The organism is Photobacterium aquae, assembly GCF_001029445.1.
GTDB classification, from domain to species: domain Bacteria; phylum Pseudomonadota; class Gammaproteobacteria; order Enterobacterales; family Vibrionaceae; genus Photobacterium; species Photobacterium aquae.
In genome coordinates, this window is the sequence record NZ_LDOT01000006.1 from 300489 (window position 1) to 316432 (window position 15944).

Genomic DNA, 15944 nt, shown 5'->3' on the forward strand with positions numbered 1-15944 from the left:
ATGCCTGTAGTGATAGCTGAAAGGCATTTAAATTAATGATTATAAACAATATAAATAAATATTGTTATGACGTAGGCGGAATCTTTTGCAAACAATTTTGACAGGGATTATGACTGTGAGACAAAATGTCGCACAGATTTCTTAAGTGAACATACAATTTATGTCTGAAAATACCGTGAACTCTTGGTCTGCCGTTTCCGTGCTTGTTGTTGATGACGAGCCGGGGATGCGAGCCATATTGAAAAAAGCGCTTAGTAAACAGTTTGCTCAGGTCGATGTCGCCGGCAGTATTGAAGAAGCCGAAGAGCTCAGGAAACGTTGTCACTTTGATCTGTTGATTGTTGATATCAACTTACCAGGACGTTCCGGTATTGAATGGCACGAAGCTTTTGATCCGAGTACCCGCCGTAGTGATGTGATTTTCATGACGGGTTATGCGGATTTGGATACTGCGATTAAAGCGTTGCGTGCGGGGGCATCTGATTTCATTCTCAAGCCTTTCAATCTTGATCAGATGATGCAGTCGGTGCAGCGCTGTATTGAACGCCGTTTAATGGAACGCCAGAATTTTGCCTTGCAGCGTGACGTTGAGCGTACCTATCCGATAGATATTATTGGTGATGCGCAAAGTACATTGAGATTAAAGAAGATTATTGGTCAACTTGCACCGTCATTGGCTGCAGTATTGGTAGAAGGTGAGTCTGGGACCGGGAAAGAGTTGGTTGCCCGTGCGTTGCATCAGCTCAGTCAGCGGAGCGGGCCGTTTGTACCGTTAAACTGCGGGGCGATTGCTCCAGACCTGCTGGAGAGCGAATTGTTCGGCCATGTTTCAGGAGCGTTTACCGGAGCAAAGAAAGGCCGTGAGGGACTGTTCCGGGTTGCCAATAACGGAACCTTGTTCCTCGATGAAATTGGCGAAATGCCATTGTCGATGCAATCCTCTTTGCTGCGCGCCCTTGAGCAGAAGGCGATTCGTCCGGTTGGCTCGGAGCGTGAGGTTCAGGTCGATGTCCGTATTGTGGCAGCGACGAACCGCAATCTTAAAAAAGAAGTCGAAGAAGGGCGCTTCCGCCGAGATTTGTACTATCGACTCAATGTGCTCACCATCGATATGCCTGCACTTCGGAACAGACTAGAAGATATCCCTGCTTTGGCTCATCACTTTACGGTACAACTTTCCAAAGAATTAGGGGTACAGCCAGTCAATTGGACCCATGAAGATATTGCAGCGATGCAGGCATACGATTGGCCGGGTAATATTCGTGAGCTGCGTAATATGATGGAACGCTGTTTGCTGTTGGGTAAACCGCCTGCGGACTATTGGCGCGAACTAGGTGACGGTGTCACGCAGTGGGAAGCAAGCAGTGATGCCGATTCGGCGGTAAAAGCCGAAGAGAGTGAGGCCCCAGAGGCAGGCGTATCTCAATCTTTGCCATTATCGAATTATAGCGATGACGATCGGCCATGCCGCTGTCACGAACATGATAGCGATGAGGTTATTTTCTGTTATCCGAGCGAATGGCCTCTAAAAGAGGTGGAAAAGGCGCACATTATGCAGGTAGTGGACTACAACGGTGGTAATAAGTCAGCAGCTGCCCGTCAGCTTGGCGTGGCACGCAAGACCCTTGAGCGAAAATTCAAGGAGTGGGCTGATGAATCTGAATTGTCGCCGGAAGAATAGGGCATGTCTGTGAAGCAGTTTATTCTGATGTGGATCCGGCGTTTTCGCACTATGGTTCGTTATCGTCTTTTGATGTTGACCTCGGTGCCGATCATTATCACGTTGCTGGCCTTGATTGCGCTGACTATGTACTGGACCGTGCGTTATACCTGGCAGAGCGCCTTGATGAATGTCCGGGCCGATCTGGCGGTTGCCCATCACAGCATGGAATTGCTGCAAAAAGAACAACGGATGCAATTGCATGCCTTGGTTGAATCTTATGATTTTCAGATGTTGCTTCGGAATAACGAAAGCGAGTTGATTGATTGGGCCCACCAGCAGGCAAAGCATTACGACTTGGATTTCGTGGCAGTGCATCCGGCCTCGGCGTTAGGGGAATTTTCCAAATCGAGCCGACGGTTGCTGACCCAAGGAACCGAACAGACATTTTTCCAGACCTTGGAAGGGTATCAGCTTGGTAAATTGAATTCGGATTTGCCGATTCGAGCCCAGATCCCGTTGCTCAACGAACCGGGGATCATCACTCGGGGTTTGGTGAGTCGAAGTTTGTTGCCGATCTTTAACGAAGAGGGCCAGCTTCAGTGGATAGTCGACGGAGGCATGCTACTTAATAACAGTACGCGGCTGGTGGATCGGATCCGCGATTTGGTCTACGCCTCTAACACCTTGCCCAAAGGGTCGATCGGAACGGTTACCCTGTTTATGGATGATATCCGGGTCAGTACCAATGTGCCGTTGGATAGTCGTCAGCTTAATGGGCGTGCTATCGGTACCAGAGTGTCGCCAGATGTTCATCAATTGGTACTTGAAGACGGAGAAACCTGGGTTAACCGTGCCTTTGTGTATGATGATTGGTATGTCTCAGCCTATGAGCCGTTGAAAAATCAAGAAGGCGATATTATCGGCATGCTCTATACCGGGTATTTAGAGTGGCCGATGATCAAAATCTATCTGACTAATATTATAGAGCTAGGTTTTGGTATCGTGGCGGTGCTATTGATTTCCGGAGGGATCGTTTATCGCGGCTCGCGGGATTTGTTCAGGCCTATCGAGCGAATGCACCAAGTGGTGATGGCAGTGAAGCTGGGGCTTGACCGTCGTATCGGTTGTTTGGATTTAACCGATGGGCATGAGTTGCAAATACTCGGTCAGCAGTTTGATACCATGCTTGATCAGCTCCACCAGCGCAATGAGACAATCAAGCAAGCCTCTTTGGAACTAGAAGATAAAGTTAAGGACCGAACTCATAGCTTGCGCGAGAAAACCGAAGAGTTGGAACAGCATATTAAGCTGCTTAACTTGGCTCGTAGCAAGTTGGTGAACAGTGAAAAGTTGGCGGCATTGGGTGAGCTTACCGCAGGTATTGCCCATGAAATCAATAACCCGACGGCTGTGATTCTTGGCAACGTGGAATTACTTCAGTATGAGTTGGGAGAGGATACCGAGCGGGTAAGGGAAGAGTTGGATGCAATTCACGAGCAGATTGACCGCATACGCAATATAACCCGCAGTCTGCTCCAATACAGTCGCCAAGGGGGCGTTCAGGACGAGATCACCTGGCAGCATCTCAATCCGATTGTCGAGGAAAGCCTGACGTTGGTCAGAACCGGTACTAAAAAGTACGATGTTGTGATTGACGCTCACCTTGAGGCTCGTTGCAGCGTAGAGGTAAACCGCCATCAGTTGTTGCAAGTATTGGTGAACCTGATGATGAATGGGGTTCATGCGATGGATGATTCGGGACGGCTGGTGGTAAAAACAGCCGATTGGATTGGAGAGCAAGGAGAAGTACTGGGGGCCGTGGTAATGATTAGCGATCATGGCTGTGGTATTAGTGACGAGAACCTTAAGCGAATATTCGATCCGTTTTTTACCACCCGACGAAGTGGTACTGGGCTTGGCCTGTCGGTGAGCCAGGGGATTATCACCAGTATCGGTGGTGAAATTACCGTTGAATCACAGCTAGGCGAAGGCTCGACATTTTCAGTTTTCTTACCAGAAAAAGCCCTAGGGGATAAAATTGATACACTTGAGCTTGAAGCTATTTAGTGGTCGAGATTTGGGGCTGAGATAGCAAATAAAAAGGCATGATGAGAGTCATGCCTTTTTTAATGCTGCAGTGTGATGACAGATTGATATTGAATAATCATAGTCTGCTTATCTGTTGTATTGCCTGCTACATGAGGATTAGGCCGATGAACATTGCGCCAAGGGCAGTGAGAACCGTACGTGTGATGATGCCACAGTGATTAGGGTTAATCATTTCTTGATGCTGCATATATGATCCTTTTATGACAGAAATAATAAAATTCAGTGAATTAGCATAATTAAGAATAGATCAAAAAACGTTTCGGAAGAACTGGAAAAAGTGAATTGTTTTGAGGCGTGTTCGGAAATGTGACTAACTGAACACTATTCATAATAGTGTCATAATCTAAGTTAAAAGACGGTGTAACCGATCATAATGGGAGTTGGCTACAGGGCTATTGCGATGGCGGAAGGAGTAATTTTTGGCCAACCCGAATGAATGAATCATTGAGTCGGTTGAGCTGTTTAATTTCATCAACGGAGATATTGTTCAGCCATGCCAGTTCATTGAGTGAATCTCCGTGTTTGATGTCATAAACGGTGAATTTTTCTTTCGCATATCGGGATTCGTGGCTGTTGGCATAGAACTCAGTGATATTCGCGGATGGCAGTAAAATATAATTGTCACCTTTGCTGTGAGTTACCCCTGCGGTGTAACCGGGATTGAGCTGGTATAGCATTTTGCTGGGTACTCCTGAATGTTGGGCAATCGTTTTTAATTTAATTTTATTTTTTACGATGACGGGTTCAATAACCGTATGTGCTTTGATGTCGGAAAAAGGGAGATTGAGTTGATGACGTTTGGCGACGATTTCTGCCATAGCAAGGAGTTTTGGCACATACATCCGAGTTTCTTTTGGTAACTCCAATGCCCAGAACTCTGTCGACCGACCTGCCTTTTTGTTTTTCTTGATGGCTTTTTTGACCCTTCCTTCCCCGGTGTTGTACGCGGCGATGGCATGAAGCCAGTTTCCATCGAATTTGTCATGTAGATAAGCCAGTAGATCCAGAGCCGCATCGGTTGATTGGACGATGTCTCTGCGTCCGTCATAGCCACGAATAATATTTAGCCCGAAGGTTCTGCCTGTTGGGGCTGTGATTTGCCATAGCCCGGATGCCCCTTTCGATGAGAAGGCAAATTGGTCGAAGCTACTTTCAACGAAGGGTAGCAAGGCGATTTCAATCGGAAAATCGCGAGCATCTACCTGTTGGTAGATATAGAAAAGGAAAGGTTCGGCACGTTGGGTGACTTGCTCAATATGATAGGGGTTATTGATATACCAGCGGCGATAGTAGTTGATACGGCCATTGCTCTGTTGGCTAAACTGAAAATCTTTAACCATGAGATCCCATAAACTTGGCGCATCGTGGCTATTTTCAATAGGAAGGCGTTCGATAGAATCTGTGGCAATAAATGTTCCCTTGAAGCTCTCCGGGCTGATGGAGCAGGAGAGATCCAGGTCCATTGTTAAAGGCTCGGGGGTGTTGGTTGTCGCAACAGGCTCTGACACTTTCGTAGTCTGACAACCGCTTAGTAATATCAAGACAATAGCGCTAATAATAATTTTATTCATAAATACAATACAGCTATGAAATATTTGCTTTTTGTTTTGTCATTATTTTGACCATTCATAAAAGCGTAGCAGTAAATGAGCCAAATCGTGGTAATGAGCCCAGTGGCAACCCCGTCTATTACAAGGTGTTTACTTGATAATGCGTTCAGCTATAAGAGAATTAAATCAATAAAACAACATGTTAGATGAGTTATGTATTCAACATGAGATCGTGGCATAACCTTATCGCAATGCTGAAAAGGACAGAATCGCGCAACTGTGAAATTGATCTAGCCTTAAAAATAGACTGATCATTAATCGGGAAGAGTGTGATGACCCATTATGCACCGGGTACGGTAGTTAAAGTGCGCTGTAGTACGTATTGGCATTATGGCATGGCGGATGGCCACGGTTATGTGGTGCACAATTCCAAAAAGTGGCGGCAAGTCACTCGCGAAACAGAGGCGGAGTTCTCGGAAGGTCGGCAAATTGTGCTGAGCGACATACAAGGCCGAGATCCAGAGCAGGCTCTGGATTATGCCCTGAGCCAAATAGGGCGTCGTTATAATTTGTTTAGCCAAAATTGCGAGCAATTCGTTCGTGAAGCGCATGGCCTGACGAAGGAGTGTACGCAGTTACAGCGGTTATTGGTTACCGTAGCTGGTGGCTATATCACCGTTAGTGCGCTGAATCCGGTTGTGAAACTGGCAGGTTTGGGGTTGATTTGTGGTGCTCTGGTTGGTTCAGTAGAAAACAGTCCGTATGAGCGGGCAGTCAAGGGGGCACAATTGGTTGCGGGCACGGCGATAGTGATATCAACTGTGCTAAGGCGTATCCGTTAGTGTTTCATCCTCCACAAAATGGAGTTAATGAGGGCCGCAGTAACCTATCAAATTACTAATAGTTGGATCTTTGCCACAGAAATCCCATAACTATGAATATATGTTAATAAATAGTGACTGAGTAAAAGCACTAATTTGTGGATGATATTGTGGGATAGCTTGTGACAATTTATATCGAACGACATCATGATAAAGATCAGCAAGATATTACGAGTCTTACTGAGAAAATTGCCGGGGAGCTGGAGCAGGAATTTGGCTTAAGTTGGGTATGGCAAGAGAATCGCTTGCACATTAACCATGCTTCGGCGAAAGGCTATCTGCATGCAGAAGAAGGTAAGATCACCATTCAACTTCAGCTTGGCTTTGCCGCCAGTCTTTTTGCTGGAGCAATAGAGCAGAATATCAGCGAACGGTTGGATCAATTGTTGCTGGTGGGCTGACGTTCATTGAATAAAAAGCGTAAGTGTGCAGCCAACGGGCTGGGCAATAACAGAAATTCTCTTTTGGTTTAGTTAAAAACCCCATGTTTATTGAGGCCTTTGGGCCTCTTTTTTTTGTCCATGATCTTACCTACGTGTTTAAATTGTTGATATTAAAGGTTTGTTTTCGTTACTGGAGAGCGTTGGTGGTGAGAGCGTTAAAATTTGATCCAGAGCACGATATTTATGGGATTTAGGGAGAGGATTCTAATCGAAAATCGTACATTAACTATAACAAATGACAGATTGACTAGGTAAATCAAGCGCCTGGGAATGTGAATGAATGGAGGGGACTGCAATGGGAATCATCAACAAGGCAGAGCCGAAGAAAGAGCAAATTCGTGATGCCATGGTTTATAACATTTGGTTGGCTGGCCTTGGGGCTTATGCAAAGAGTCGTGAGGAAGTAAACCAATTATCAGACAAAGGCAAAAGTCTATTCGATGAATTGATCGAACGTGGCCGTGCGCTGGAATCCAAGACCAAGGAGCGTGTGCATGCATCACGCAGCCAAACATCGGTAGCCATCGAAGAGCGCATGCACAGCATGGTTCAGAAATGTATCGGTATCGATAATGAACGCTTGGATCGCGTAGACGACAAGATTGATCAACTCACTGCCAGTATTGAAGTGCTGCTAGAGAAGCAAAAAGCAGCTCAAGAAAGTGGCAAGACGCCGGTTCGCAAGCCTGTGGCGAAAAAAGCAAGTGTTGCTCGCCGTAAAAATGTGAAAGCGGCACAGCCTGTACCACCAAAGAATGACGCTCCAAAGAACGATGCGGTAAAACCTGAGGCTGAAAAAGCAGTGGTAGCACAGCCTGTTAAGGTTGAGCAGAAAGAGGTTGCAAAACCTGTTGAAGCGGCAAAGCCAGCAGTAGCGGCAGAAGTTAAGAAAGAAACAACTAATTAATTGCTCGCACCGTATCGCGGTTTAAGAGCTGAGGAATACCCACCTTACCTATGCGGTAAATGGGCTGACACATTAATCCAGCGTAGCGACGCAGGGGGATATGAATATGAGTGACAATACAGTAGTAAAAGCGGCCAAGAATGTCGTTGAAAGCGGGGAAGGTGTTGCACGTAACATCTGGTTGGCAGGTTTGGGTTTGTACAGCCGCAGCCTAGAAGAAGCGCAACAGCTTAATGACAAAACTAACCAATTGTTCGACGAGTTGGTTGAGCGTGGTAAGGAAGTAGAAGTACAGGCCAAAGAATGCATTGGTCGTAATAGCGAAAAAGCCTCTGAAGAAGTGGAAGCGGGTATGAATGATTTGTTCTACCGCCTAAGCGGGGTTGATCGTGAAAAGCTTGAGCGTATGGATGAGAAAATTGACAAGCTGACCCATGCTGTAGAGAAATTGGCAGCCGCAGAGTAACTGCCAATACAGAGCTACGTTCTAAGCCAGCCAGACAATAAGTAGCTCTGGGGTGTTACTGCCTTAATTCCAGTCTGCAGGTGGTGATACCGTTTAGGTTGCGCGTGGGCCATGCACGCGCAACTTTTTTGCCATTTAGCTTTTACTGTTTTTAACGACGTGACTTCAAAGCCACATGTCACGTGATTGTAAAAGAATAAAAACATGCATGTTTGTCTCTTTTGGCAGAAGTTGGTGTATTTTTACCGAAAATAGATAATTCATTTTCTGATAGGTATTGACCAAATGCATAGTTTAATTCTAAGTTTGTAAATGAATTGTAACACAGGTGGCAGTTATGGATAGTTGGCGTAATAGGGCTTTCAACAAGGTTTTGTTTCGGATCATGCGGCAGAGATTGGCAAATTGCCATTCAACGGAAGAAATGCGCAGCTTGATTTTGTCTATTGACAATTACGGGCCGTTTATTTCGGCTCCGAAGGGAATGGAAGTCACGCCAACCAAGTTTGCCGATGTCGATTGTGACTGGGTTGACATGCCAACGAGTAGTGGCAACAAAATAATCCTGTATTTTCATGGCGGAGGTTTTTGTTTTCATAGCCCCCGTATTCATAATGCCTTTCTTGCCCGCCTAGCCGGTGCGACAAACTCTCGTGGTTTGATGGTCAATTACCGACTGGCCCCTGAAAACCCATATCCTGCCGCTCCTGATGACTGTTACGCCGTTTATCGCGCTTTGTTGGTGAAAGGGTACCTTCCTCAAAATATCTTCTTTGCGGGCGATTCAGCGGGTGGCAACTTGGTTCTCACTACTATGCTGCGTTTGCGAGAAGCCAAACTACCGATGCCTGCTGGTGCTTTGATGATGTCGCCGGTCTCTGATATGGCGGTTACAGGGGAATCGGCATTTTTGAAGAGCAAGGATGATCCGTTTTTTGATCTTGGTACTTTGCTGTTAATGCGTAACAACTACATTGGTTTGCAGAATCCCTGTATCCCAGATATTTCACCTTACTATGCCGATCATCATGATTTACCGCCGGTCTTCATTACTGCGGGCACCGAAGAGCTTTTGATGGATGATGCTATCCATCTCGCGGAACGAATGGGAGAAGCCGGAAACGATGTCACGGTTCATATTGTCAAAGGTGTCCCGCATGTCTATCCGCTGTTTTATCAACTGAATGAGGCGAGAGAGGCGATCAAGTTGATGACAGCGTTTGTTGCAGAGAAATTCAAGCAAGCGAAGGCGGTTGATACCAAGCGGGCGAGTTAGTTTTGTTCTACGAATGCAATGCTAACTTTACGAAGAATTGTCTTTGTGATCTGCAAATTTTCTAAATGTCCTGCTCCGTTTTTAATGTCTCGTGTTCGTAATAGTCTGTTGCCTGTGAATTGTTGTTAAGAGCAGGCAAGTCTTGCCTTAATAGTTTTTGTTGTCTTGGAACCTGATGCTTTCTTAGCCCCTCATGTTTGCGTTGCAATAACCTTCCGATCTACATCTGAATTGGGTTATTGAAAGCACTCTGGGGGCAAGAGAATTTCGCGTTGGGTGCATTTGTGGTAAAAATCAGATCTTGAGTGTATTCATTCACAGGGTTTTTATTATGCAGCCTAAGACAATGGTCGAGTATTTGCTTTCGTTTCCTTCTGCGGAAAGTAGCTATCCGTTTGGCCCGGATGCCGAGGTATTCAAGGTGATGGGCAAGATGTTCGCGCTGGTGGCAGAGCATAAAGGAAAAATGCGAGTCACGCTAAAAGGCATGCCGGTTGATAACTCGCTGCTGGTTAGCCAGTTTGAGGGGATTATTCCGGGTTACCATATGAATAAGCAGCATTGGATCACTGTCGAGCTCGCTGGTGATGTACCTGTTCCTATGCTGGAGGATCTGGCATCGCGCTCTTACAAGCTGGTGGCTTCCAAGCTTACCAAAGCAGAAAAAGACCGGCTTCGTCTACAAGGTGCCGAGTGCTAGACGAAGATTATCCGTGCTAGTGTAGCGGCATTAAATCAACGCCAAAAGAAACAGCCTGCATCTGCAGGCTGTTTGGTTTATGGCTTCTTGTTGATATTTATTTTTTGGGCGAGTGGCTCAGGTTACCAGCTCTTTCACCAAATCTTCATGGGTAAAGAAAGGCGAAGTTGCGCTCTCGGCGAGGTAGGGTTCTACCATTGATATCAATCGAAGTACCCCTGAGCGTACCAGTTCGCTTTCGCTGTAATGGTCATCAAGCAGTGTTTGGTAGTTTAGCCAATTGAGGCTGACCAGCAGTAGGTTATCAGCGAGGAGCGGGAGACTCTCGCTGTCGCATTTCAATTTACCCAGAACAACCAAATGCTTGAGCATTTCATTGCACATATGGCGTAACTTCAGAATCAAGGTGCGAATTTTGCGTTTGATCTGAGGGTTGTGGCCATTGAGGTTGTCTAAGTTACGAAACAAAAAGCGGTAGTGGGTGAATAGCGCCATCACCGTGTGCATGAATGGCCAGTAGTCATCGAAATCTTTGACTTTGTCGGCATATTCGTTGCTCAAGGTTGTCAGTGAATTCTGCAATTCGCTAACCAGCGTGGCAATAATTTCATCCTTGCCGCGGAAGTGGTAGTACAGGTTGCCCGGGCTGATCCCCATCTCTGTCGCAATGATCAGAGTGCTGACCTGGGCGACGCCGTCGCGGTTAAACAGTTCTAGGCTAACCGATAAGATCCTGTCTTTGGTTTTCATCGTGCTTTCCTTGTACATGGTGAACCAACGTAATGGCAGAGGTCGACATCCGGAGCATGTGATGCCCCGGCCTTATCGTCCACTGCCATACGGCGTTTAGGCTTCTTCTGCAATCAGCTTAGGGAGTGATTGGCAAAGAAACGCATATTCAGCCTGCATTTGTTCTTTGATATCTGTACAGATGAAAGACACCAGCGTGCCGCCCACCAAAGGAACCGATGAATCGACATCGACATAGACTTTGTTGACGGTGGCGATATTCGGACGATCCGTCGGCTCGGTAAAGCACATCTTGCCGCGAATTTTTGCCGGTACCCCAAGAATTTCGACATCGAAATTGCACTGGAGGCCACCGTTTTCTTGCCAGCGCCACGTTTCATCTTGTTTGATGGTGTTGAAGCTGCCCAGCAAACTTTTGAGGACGCGTGGAACATTAGCCGGCATTTCTCGTTGGGTGGTGACGGTAAAGCCGTCTTCGGTTTCTTCCAGCCCAACTACCTTGACCTGCTTGCCACCGAGCTTGGTGTATTTGTCGATGATCAGCGCTTCTTCGCTGAAATACCGGAGCAGGGTATCAAGGTCTTCTTTGTAGTCATGTATCGCTGTAACTTGCATGATCTGCTCCTTACATGTGTATTTCGCGCATGATGCTATTCAAAGCAACCACGTCTGCAGTTGGCTCTTTGCGTTCGCTGTCTTCACCTTCATCGGCGTTACCGTGGTCAGGGTTATAACCTGTTGCCATCAGCAGTTCACCGAGTTTAGGGTAGACGCCGTGAACGAAGGCGCCGAGCAGGCCGAGTTTGGTTGCAATACGCTTCGGCTTCTCGATGATAGCCTTGATAATGAGATCAGCGGCTTCTTCTGGGCTGAGCAGCGGGATGCCCCCCTCATGGCGGTAATGCTCGGAGATCATGCGAGTTTCAACCAGCGGCATGTTAATCGTCGTGAAATTAATGCCCTGACCACCTAGCTCGATACTGGCTGTACGGGTGAAGGTATCCAGTGCGGACTTAGAGGCGGCATAGGCTGAGAACAGCGGTTGGTTGGTCAACACGGCAATCGACGAAATGTTGATGATATGGCCCTGTTTGGCCTCAATCATTTCAGGCAGGTTGCCGAGGATCATGCGTAGCGAGCCGAAGTAGTTAATCTGCATGGTACGTTCGTAATCGTGCAGGCGGTCAGTGGCTTTGCTGACCGAGCGGCGAATAGAACGGCCTGCATTGTTGATCAAAATATCGACTTTGCCGTGATCACGCTTAATTTGTTCAATGGCTTTTTGCGCAGATTCATCTTTGCTGAGATCGCTTTGATAAATAAATGCTTGGCCGCCAAGACGTTCTATTTCATTGCGGGTTTGTTGCAGGCGTTCAAGGTCGCGGGCAACAAGTACCAGTTTGGCTTTGGTAGAGGCAAGTTTAAGTGCCGTCGTATAGCCGATACCGGATGATGCGCCGGTGATCACAACGACTTTCCCGTCAACGCAGCCTTTAAGGCTTTTTTCTACGTATAGCTCAGGGTCTAGGTTGCGCTCCCAGTAATCCCAAATCTTATCGGCATAATCAGGCAGACGAGGACAGGTGATCTGGCTGTCTGACAAGGCGTTCAAGGTATTCGTGCAATCAAATTGGGTTGGATAGTTAAAGAAGCTCATCGCGTCTTTAGGGACATCCATCTCTTGGCTGATGGCATCAATAAAGCGTTTGAGGACAGGGATCTGGCCAAGTTGGCTCCATAGATGTGAAGGCACCATACGGAAAACACGCATATCAAGGCGCATTGCCATACGCGGTGCGTGACCTGCTTCGGCAAAGATATTGATGACTTCACCAGCCCGGTAAGGGTCAGGGTCGACAATATGGAAACATTGATTGTCGAGGTTTTCCTTGTGAGAGATATGGTCAATTGCATCGGCAACATAATCCACGGGAACCAGATTCAGGCGTCCGCCTTCGAGGCCGAGTAGCGGAGCCCACTCAGGGAGCGCACGACGAATTTTCTGAATGACCTTGAAGAAATAGTACGGGCCGTCGATACGATCGGCGAGGCCAGTCTTGGAATCACCGATTACGATACCTGGACGGTAAGCACGCCAAGGAATGGTTGCGGTTTCCTGCAGCAATTTTTCGGCGTTGTGCTTGGTGGCGAAGTAGGGATGCTCAAGCCCAGTCGCTTCGTTGAGCATGTCTTCGCGGAACCAGCCACGGAATTGTCCGGCAACAGCGATGGAGCTGAAGTAGTGGAAGCAACCTGCATTGATACGCTCGGCAAAACGCAGGGTGTACTCGGTGCCGTCGATATTGGCACGCATCATGTCTTCTTCACTCGCTGTCAAATCATAGATGGCAGCAAGATGGAAGAAGTGGGTGATTTTTCCAGTCAGTCTCTTTGTATCTTCGGCTGAAATACCGAGGTTAGGTTCGGTAATTGAGCCCTTAATGCAATGAAATTTGTTTTTGGGTAGTTGGTGCTTTTCGATTAGTGCGGAGAGCCTATCTTCAGACAGTTGATCATAGGTGAGAAGGTAGATATCCCCAGGACGCTTAGCCAGCCTTTGCAGTAACTGAGAACCGATAAATCCAGTTGCGCCGGTAATGAAATAATTCATGACCACTCCTTACGCGGTATTAGACATTCATGTGCAGAGTAATTTACTGGTCTGATGACCAACTTTAGTGTGCATCTTGTCGCACAGTGACTCAAAGTAAAACCAGTCAAAATGTGCTCCCGTTCAAGATTCCTAAAGGGAATTTATCCAATTAGAGTATTTGCTCACATAAATTCAACATCTGTTACAGCTTTCACATCTGACCAGTGAGAAATATCGGCAATATGTCTTTATGTTCATATTTGTTTTTGCGACTGGTCTCGATGATTTGCTTCTATTCAATCATCAACATAGTCAATAGTGACCAGTTTGCATCTCATGCGTGAGGCTGCCAGATGTTAAAATACTGTGCTTCCTGCCTTGCTGAAAAAGGCATTTAAGAGGGTATAAAGGGGATTAAACCTTGTTGTTAATAGGTTTTTCTATTTCTTCTCGGCATGCTCTGCTGCTTTTGCTAGTGTTTTGCAGAGTTAGATATGGCCATGGTTATTTAGATGGCAAATGTTCGCACTTTTATATTCGTGAAAGATTAAATGATGGTATTCCTCCGCACGGCTATAACGACGGATACAAAAATATGCAATCAAATTGGTTTTTCGGATAAAAAGATGAAATGAGCGTTGGGGACGTTTTATTTATTAGGCATTAGGGCGTTTGTAGGTAACGGCCAAACGTCAGGGAGACTGACGTTTGGCCGTTGAAGGGAATGCTGCTAGGTATCAGTTGAGGATCAGTTTGCGCTCCAGACTTGTTGTCCGGTACGTTCGAAATTATATCCTCCGAGCTGATCACCTTTGGCTTGTACAAGAGGATCGGTTAATGCACTTAGCAGCTGTTGTTGTAGCGTTCTAAAATAGATGTTCTTCGGGATCACCAGCTCAAAGGCTTCGGTACACAAGGGAATGAACCCTAACCCGAACTCCCCCGCGGTACTTTGGCTTGCACAGCCAACATCGGCCTGCCCGCGGGCAATCATAGAAGCGAGCTCTCGTTCGCTATTGCAAGTATCGACATGGTTTAGCATATCGATGGTATAGGCATGATTGTGCAGCCACTCGGAGAGGGCACGCATACTGCCTGCACCTTCTTGGCGTAACGCCCATCGCCAGCGTGCAGCGATCAGCTCTTGGGGCATCAGCGAACGGTTATTGACGCACTCTGCGATTTCCTGCGACACAACCAGTCCTTGCTGACGCTCAAAAGCATGAATGAGAACCCAGTTACGGTGCCCTGAATATTGCTGGACAAGCGCAGGATGGCGCAAAGGGGCTTCGTGAGCATGACCCCAATGAATTGCGCACATATCAACGTGGCCCTTACTGAGCATCGCCAGTCCTTGACGGGTTCCTGTCGAGGTATAGCCAACCATTGCTGTACTGCCGATTTTATTGGCAATGTCGCCAATAATGAGCTGAAGCAGAGGATCATCGGAGCCGGCAATCAACAGCCGATCGTTCATGGCGCCATTATGGCAAGACTCAAGCAGCCATTTGTCGAGCATCGCTTTGGGGAACAGCCATTTCCCCGTCACTTTGGTTGCAGGCAGCAAGCCGTCATTCGCCAAGGCGTAAACTTTCTTTTCATTGAGATCCAGGTACTCGGCAACTTGCTTGGCATTCATGAACTCGGGAAATGCATTGGGCACGGTATTGGGCATCGTCTGGTTATTTTCCTGCGTCATGGTTTAAGCCTTTTTCCTAGAGTCGGTATCACCTTTGTGGGTAGGCTTATGGCTATCATCAAGCTGGTGGTTGTTTGTGCCGCCTTTCACATCGAGGATCAGGTTTTCCTTGCCGTTGTAGATCTGGAAACGATGACCCTTGGCACGGGCAATCATGGTAATGCCGAGTTTTTGTGCCAGCTCATAGCCCATTTGAGTTGCGCCAGAACGAGAAAGAAGCACTGGAATTCCCATTTGGGCGACTTTGATCACCATCTCAGACGTCAGGCGACCTGTGGTATAGAAAATCTTGTCGGATCCTGTCTCGCCATTTAGCCACATTTCGCCTGCCAGCGTATCAACGGCATTGTGACGGCCAACATCTTCGACAAACGAGAGGATTTCGGTTCCTTTGCAGACAGCACACCCGTGAACCGCGCCTGCAGCCTTGTAGGTATCGTTATGATGAGTGAGGGATTCCAATAGGCCGTAAAGCTGAGACTGGGGAATTGTCGGCGTAGGAAGACTGATCCCTTCAAGTTTTTTCATGACGTTGCCAAACATCGTGCCCTGACCGCAGCCAGACGTCACCGTCTTCTTTTCTAGCTGCTTTTTGACGCCTTCCGTATTTTCGCGGGTGATCACGGCGGCGGAATTGGTATCCCAGTCAATGATAAGTGACTCGATGGCGGATATATCTTCGATAAACCCTTGGTTCTTTAGGTAACCCAGCACTAAAGCGGAAGGGCGCTCACCCAAGGTCATTAGGGTAACAACTTCAATCCAGTTGAGGTAAACCGTTAGCGGGTGCTCGCAGGCGATTTCTTTTTCCATCATGTCGCCATATTCATCCATCACTTCTACGGTCATGGTTTGCTTGACGGACGATTGGGTCTTAATGATCTTCGGCAATTGGTTCATTAAAGAA

The 15944-nt window shown here is 47.1% G+C and carries 14 protein-coding genes; 8 read left to right on the top strand and 6 right to left on the bottom strand.

The annotated features are described in order from the left end of the window. Window positions 1-160 precede the first annotated feature (160 nt). Window positions 161-1681: a sigma-54-dependent transcriptional regulator gene (locus ABT56_RS06810; RefSeq protein WP_047878093.1), complete on the top strand. Its 1521-nt coding sequence runs from the start codon at window positions 161-163 to the stop codon at window positions 1679-1681. 3 nt (window positions 1682-1684) lie between these two features. Continuing rightward, window positions 1685-3730 (top strand): sensor histidine kinase, encoded by a 2046-nt coding sequence (locus tag ABT56_RS06815; RefSeq protein WP_047878094.1) that lies wholly within the window; start codon window positions 1685-1687, stop codon window positions 3728-3730. A 434-nt stretch (window positions 3731-4164) separates the two neighbouring features. Here the strand turns inward: ABT56_RS06815 and ABT56_RS06820 are convergent, their stop codons facing one another. Beyond that, window positions 4165-5343, bottom strand: a complete 1179-nt coding sequence (locus ABT56_RS06820) for a transglycosylase SLT domain-containing protein (RefSeq protein ID WP_047878095.1) — start codon at window positions 5341-5343, stop codon at window positions 4165-4167. A 311-nt stretch (window positions 5344-5654) separates the two neighbouring features. On the opposite strand from ABT56_RS06820, the gene ABT56_RS06825 reads away from it, so the two are divergent. The 6 genes from ABT56_RS06825 to ABT56_RS06850 all read left to right on the top strand — a co-directional run bounded on the left by ABT56_RS06825 (window position 5655) and on the right by ABT56_RS06850 (window position 9995). Beyond that, entirely contained in the window at window positions 5655-6164 is a 510-nt protein-coding gene (locus ABT56_RS06825) for a lecithin retinol acyltransferase family protein (protein ID WP_047878096.1), read from the top strand. A 161-nt stretch (window positions 6165-6325) separates the two neighbouring features. Then, complete coding sequence (locus ABT56_RS06830; protein ID WP_047878097.1) at window positions 6326-6604, top strand: polyhydroxyalkanoic acid system family protein; 279 nt, start codon at window positions 6326-6328, stop codon at window positions 6602-6604. Window positions 6605-6941: 337 nt separating this feature from the next. After that, a complete protein-coding gene (locus tag ABT56_RS24575) occupies window positions 6942-7553 on the top strand; it encodes a phasin-related domain-containing protein (protein WP_084722180.1) in 612 nt (203 codons plus the stop codon). A gap of 106 nt (window positions 7554-7659) precedes the next feature. Further along, a complete protein-coding gene (locus tag ABT56_RS06840) occupies window positions 7660-8019 on the top strand; it encodes a phasin family protein (RefSeq protein WP_047878098.1) in 360 nt (119 codons plus the stop codon). A 337-nt stretch (window positions 8020-8356) separates the two neighbouring features. Continuing rightward, window positions 8357-9295: an alpha/beta hydrolase gene (locus tag ABT56_RS06845; protein WP_047878099.1), complete on the top strand. Its 939-nt coding sequence runs from the start codon at window positions 8357-8359 to the stop codon at window positions 9293-9295. Between the two features lie 331 nt (window positions 9296-9626). After that, window positions 9627-9995, top strand: coding sequence for an MmcQ/YjbR family DNA-binding protein (locus tag ABT56_RS06850; RefSeq protein WP_047878100.1), 369 nt, complete (start codon window positions 9627-9629; stop codon window positions 9993-9995). Between the two features lie 117 nt (window positions 9996-10112). Here ABT56_RS06850 and ABT56_RS06855 read toward each other — a convergent pair whose 3' ends face one another. The 5 genes from ABT56_RS06855 to fdhD form a co-directional block, all read right to left on the bottom strand. Continuing rightward, window positions 10113-10745 carry a TetR/AcrR family transcriptional regulator gene (locus ABT56_RS06855; RefSeq protein WP_047878101.1) on the bottom strand — a complete coding sequence of 211 codons (633 nt, stop codon included), beginning with the start codon at window positions 10743-10745 and terminating at the stop codon, window positions 10113-10115. Window positions 10746-10841: 96 nt separating this feature from the next. Then, window positions 10842-11360 carry a DUF2505 domain-containing protein gene (locus ABT56_RS06860; RefSeq protein ID WP_047878102.1) on the bottom strand — a complete coding sequence of 173 codons (519 nt, stop codon included), beginning with the start codon at window positions 11358-11360 and terminating at the stop codon, window positions 10842-10844. Window positions 11361-11370: 10 nt separating this feature from the next. Further along, window positions 11371-13356: an SDR family oxidoreductase gene (locus ABT56_RS06865; protein WP_047878103.1), complete on the bottom strand. Its 1986-nt coding sequence runs from the start codon at window positions 13354-13356 to the stop codon at window positions 11371-11373. A gap of 730 nt (window positions 13357-14086) precedes the next feature. Further along, window positions 14087-15037, bottom strand: a complete 951-nt coding sequence (locus ABT56_RS06870) for a helix-turn-helix transcriptional regulator (protein ID WP_240478268.1) — start codon at window positions 15035-15037, stop codon at window positions 14087-14089. 3 nt (window positions 15038-15040) lie between these two features. Continuing rightward, window positions 15041-15937, bottom strand: coding sequence for a formate dehydrogenase accessory sulfurtransferase FdhD (fdhD, locus tag ABT56_RS06875; RefSeq protein ID WP_047878104.1), 897 nt, complete (start codon window positions 15935-15937; stop codon window positions 15041-15043). Window positions 15938-15944: the final 7 nt, after the last annotated feature.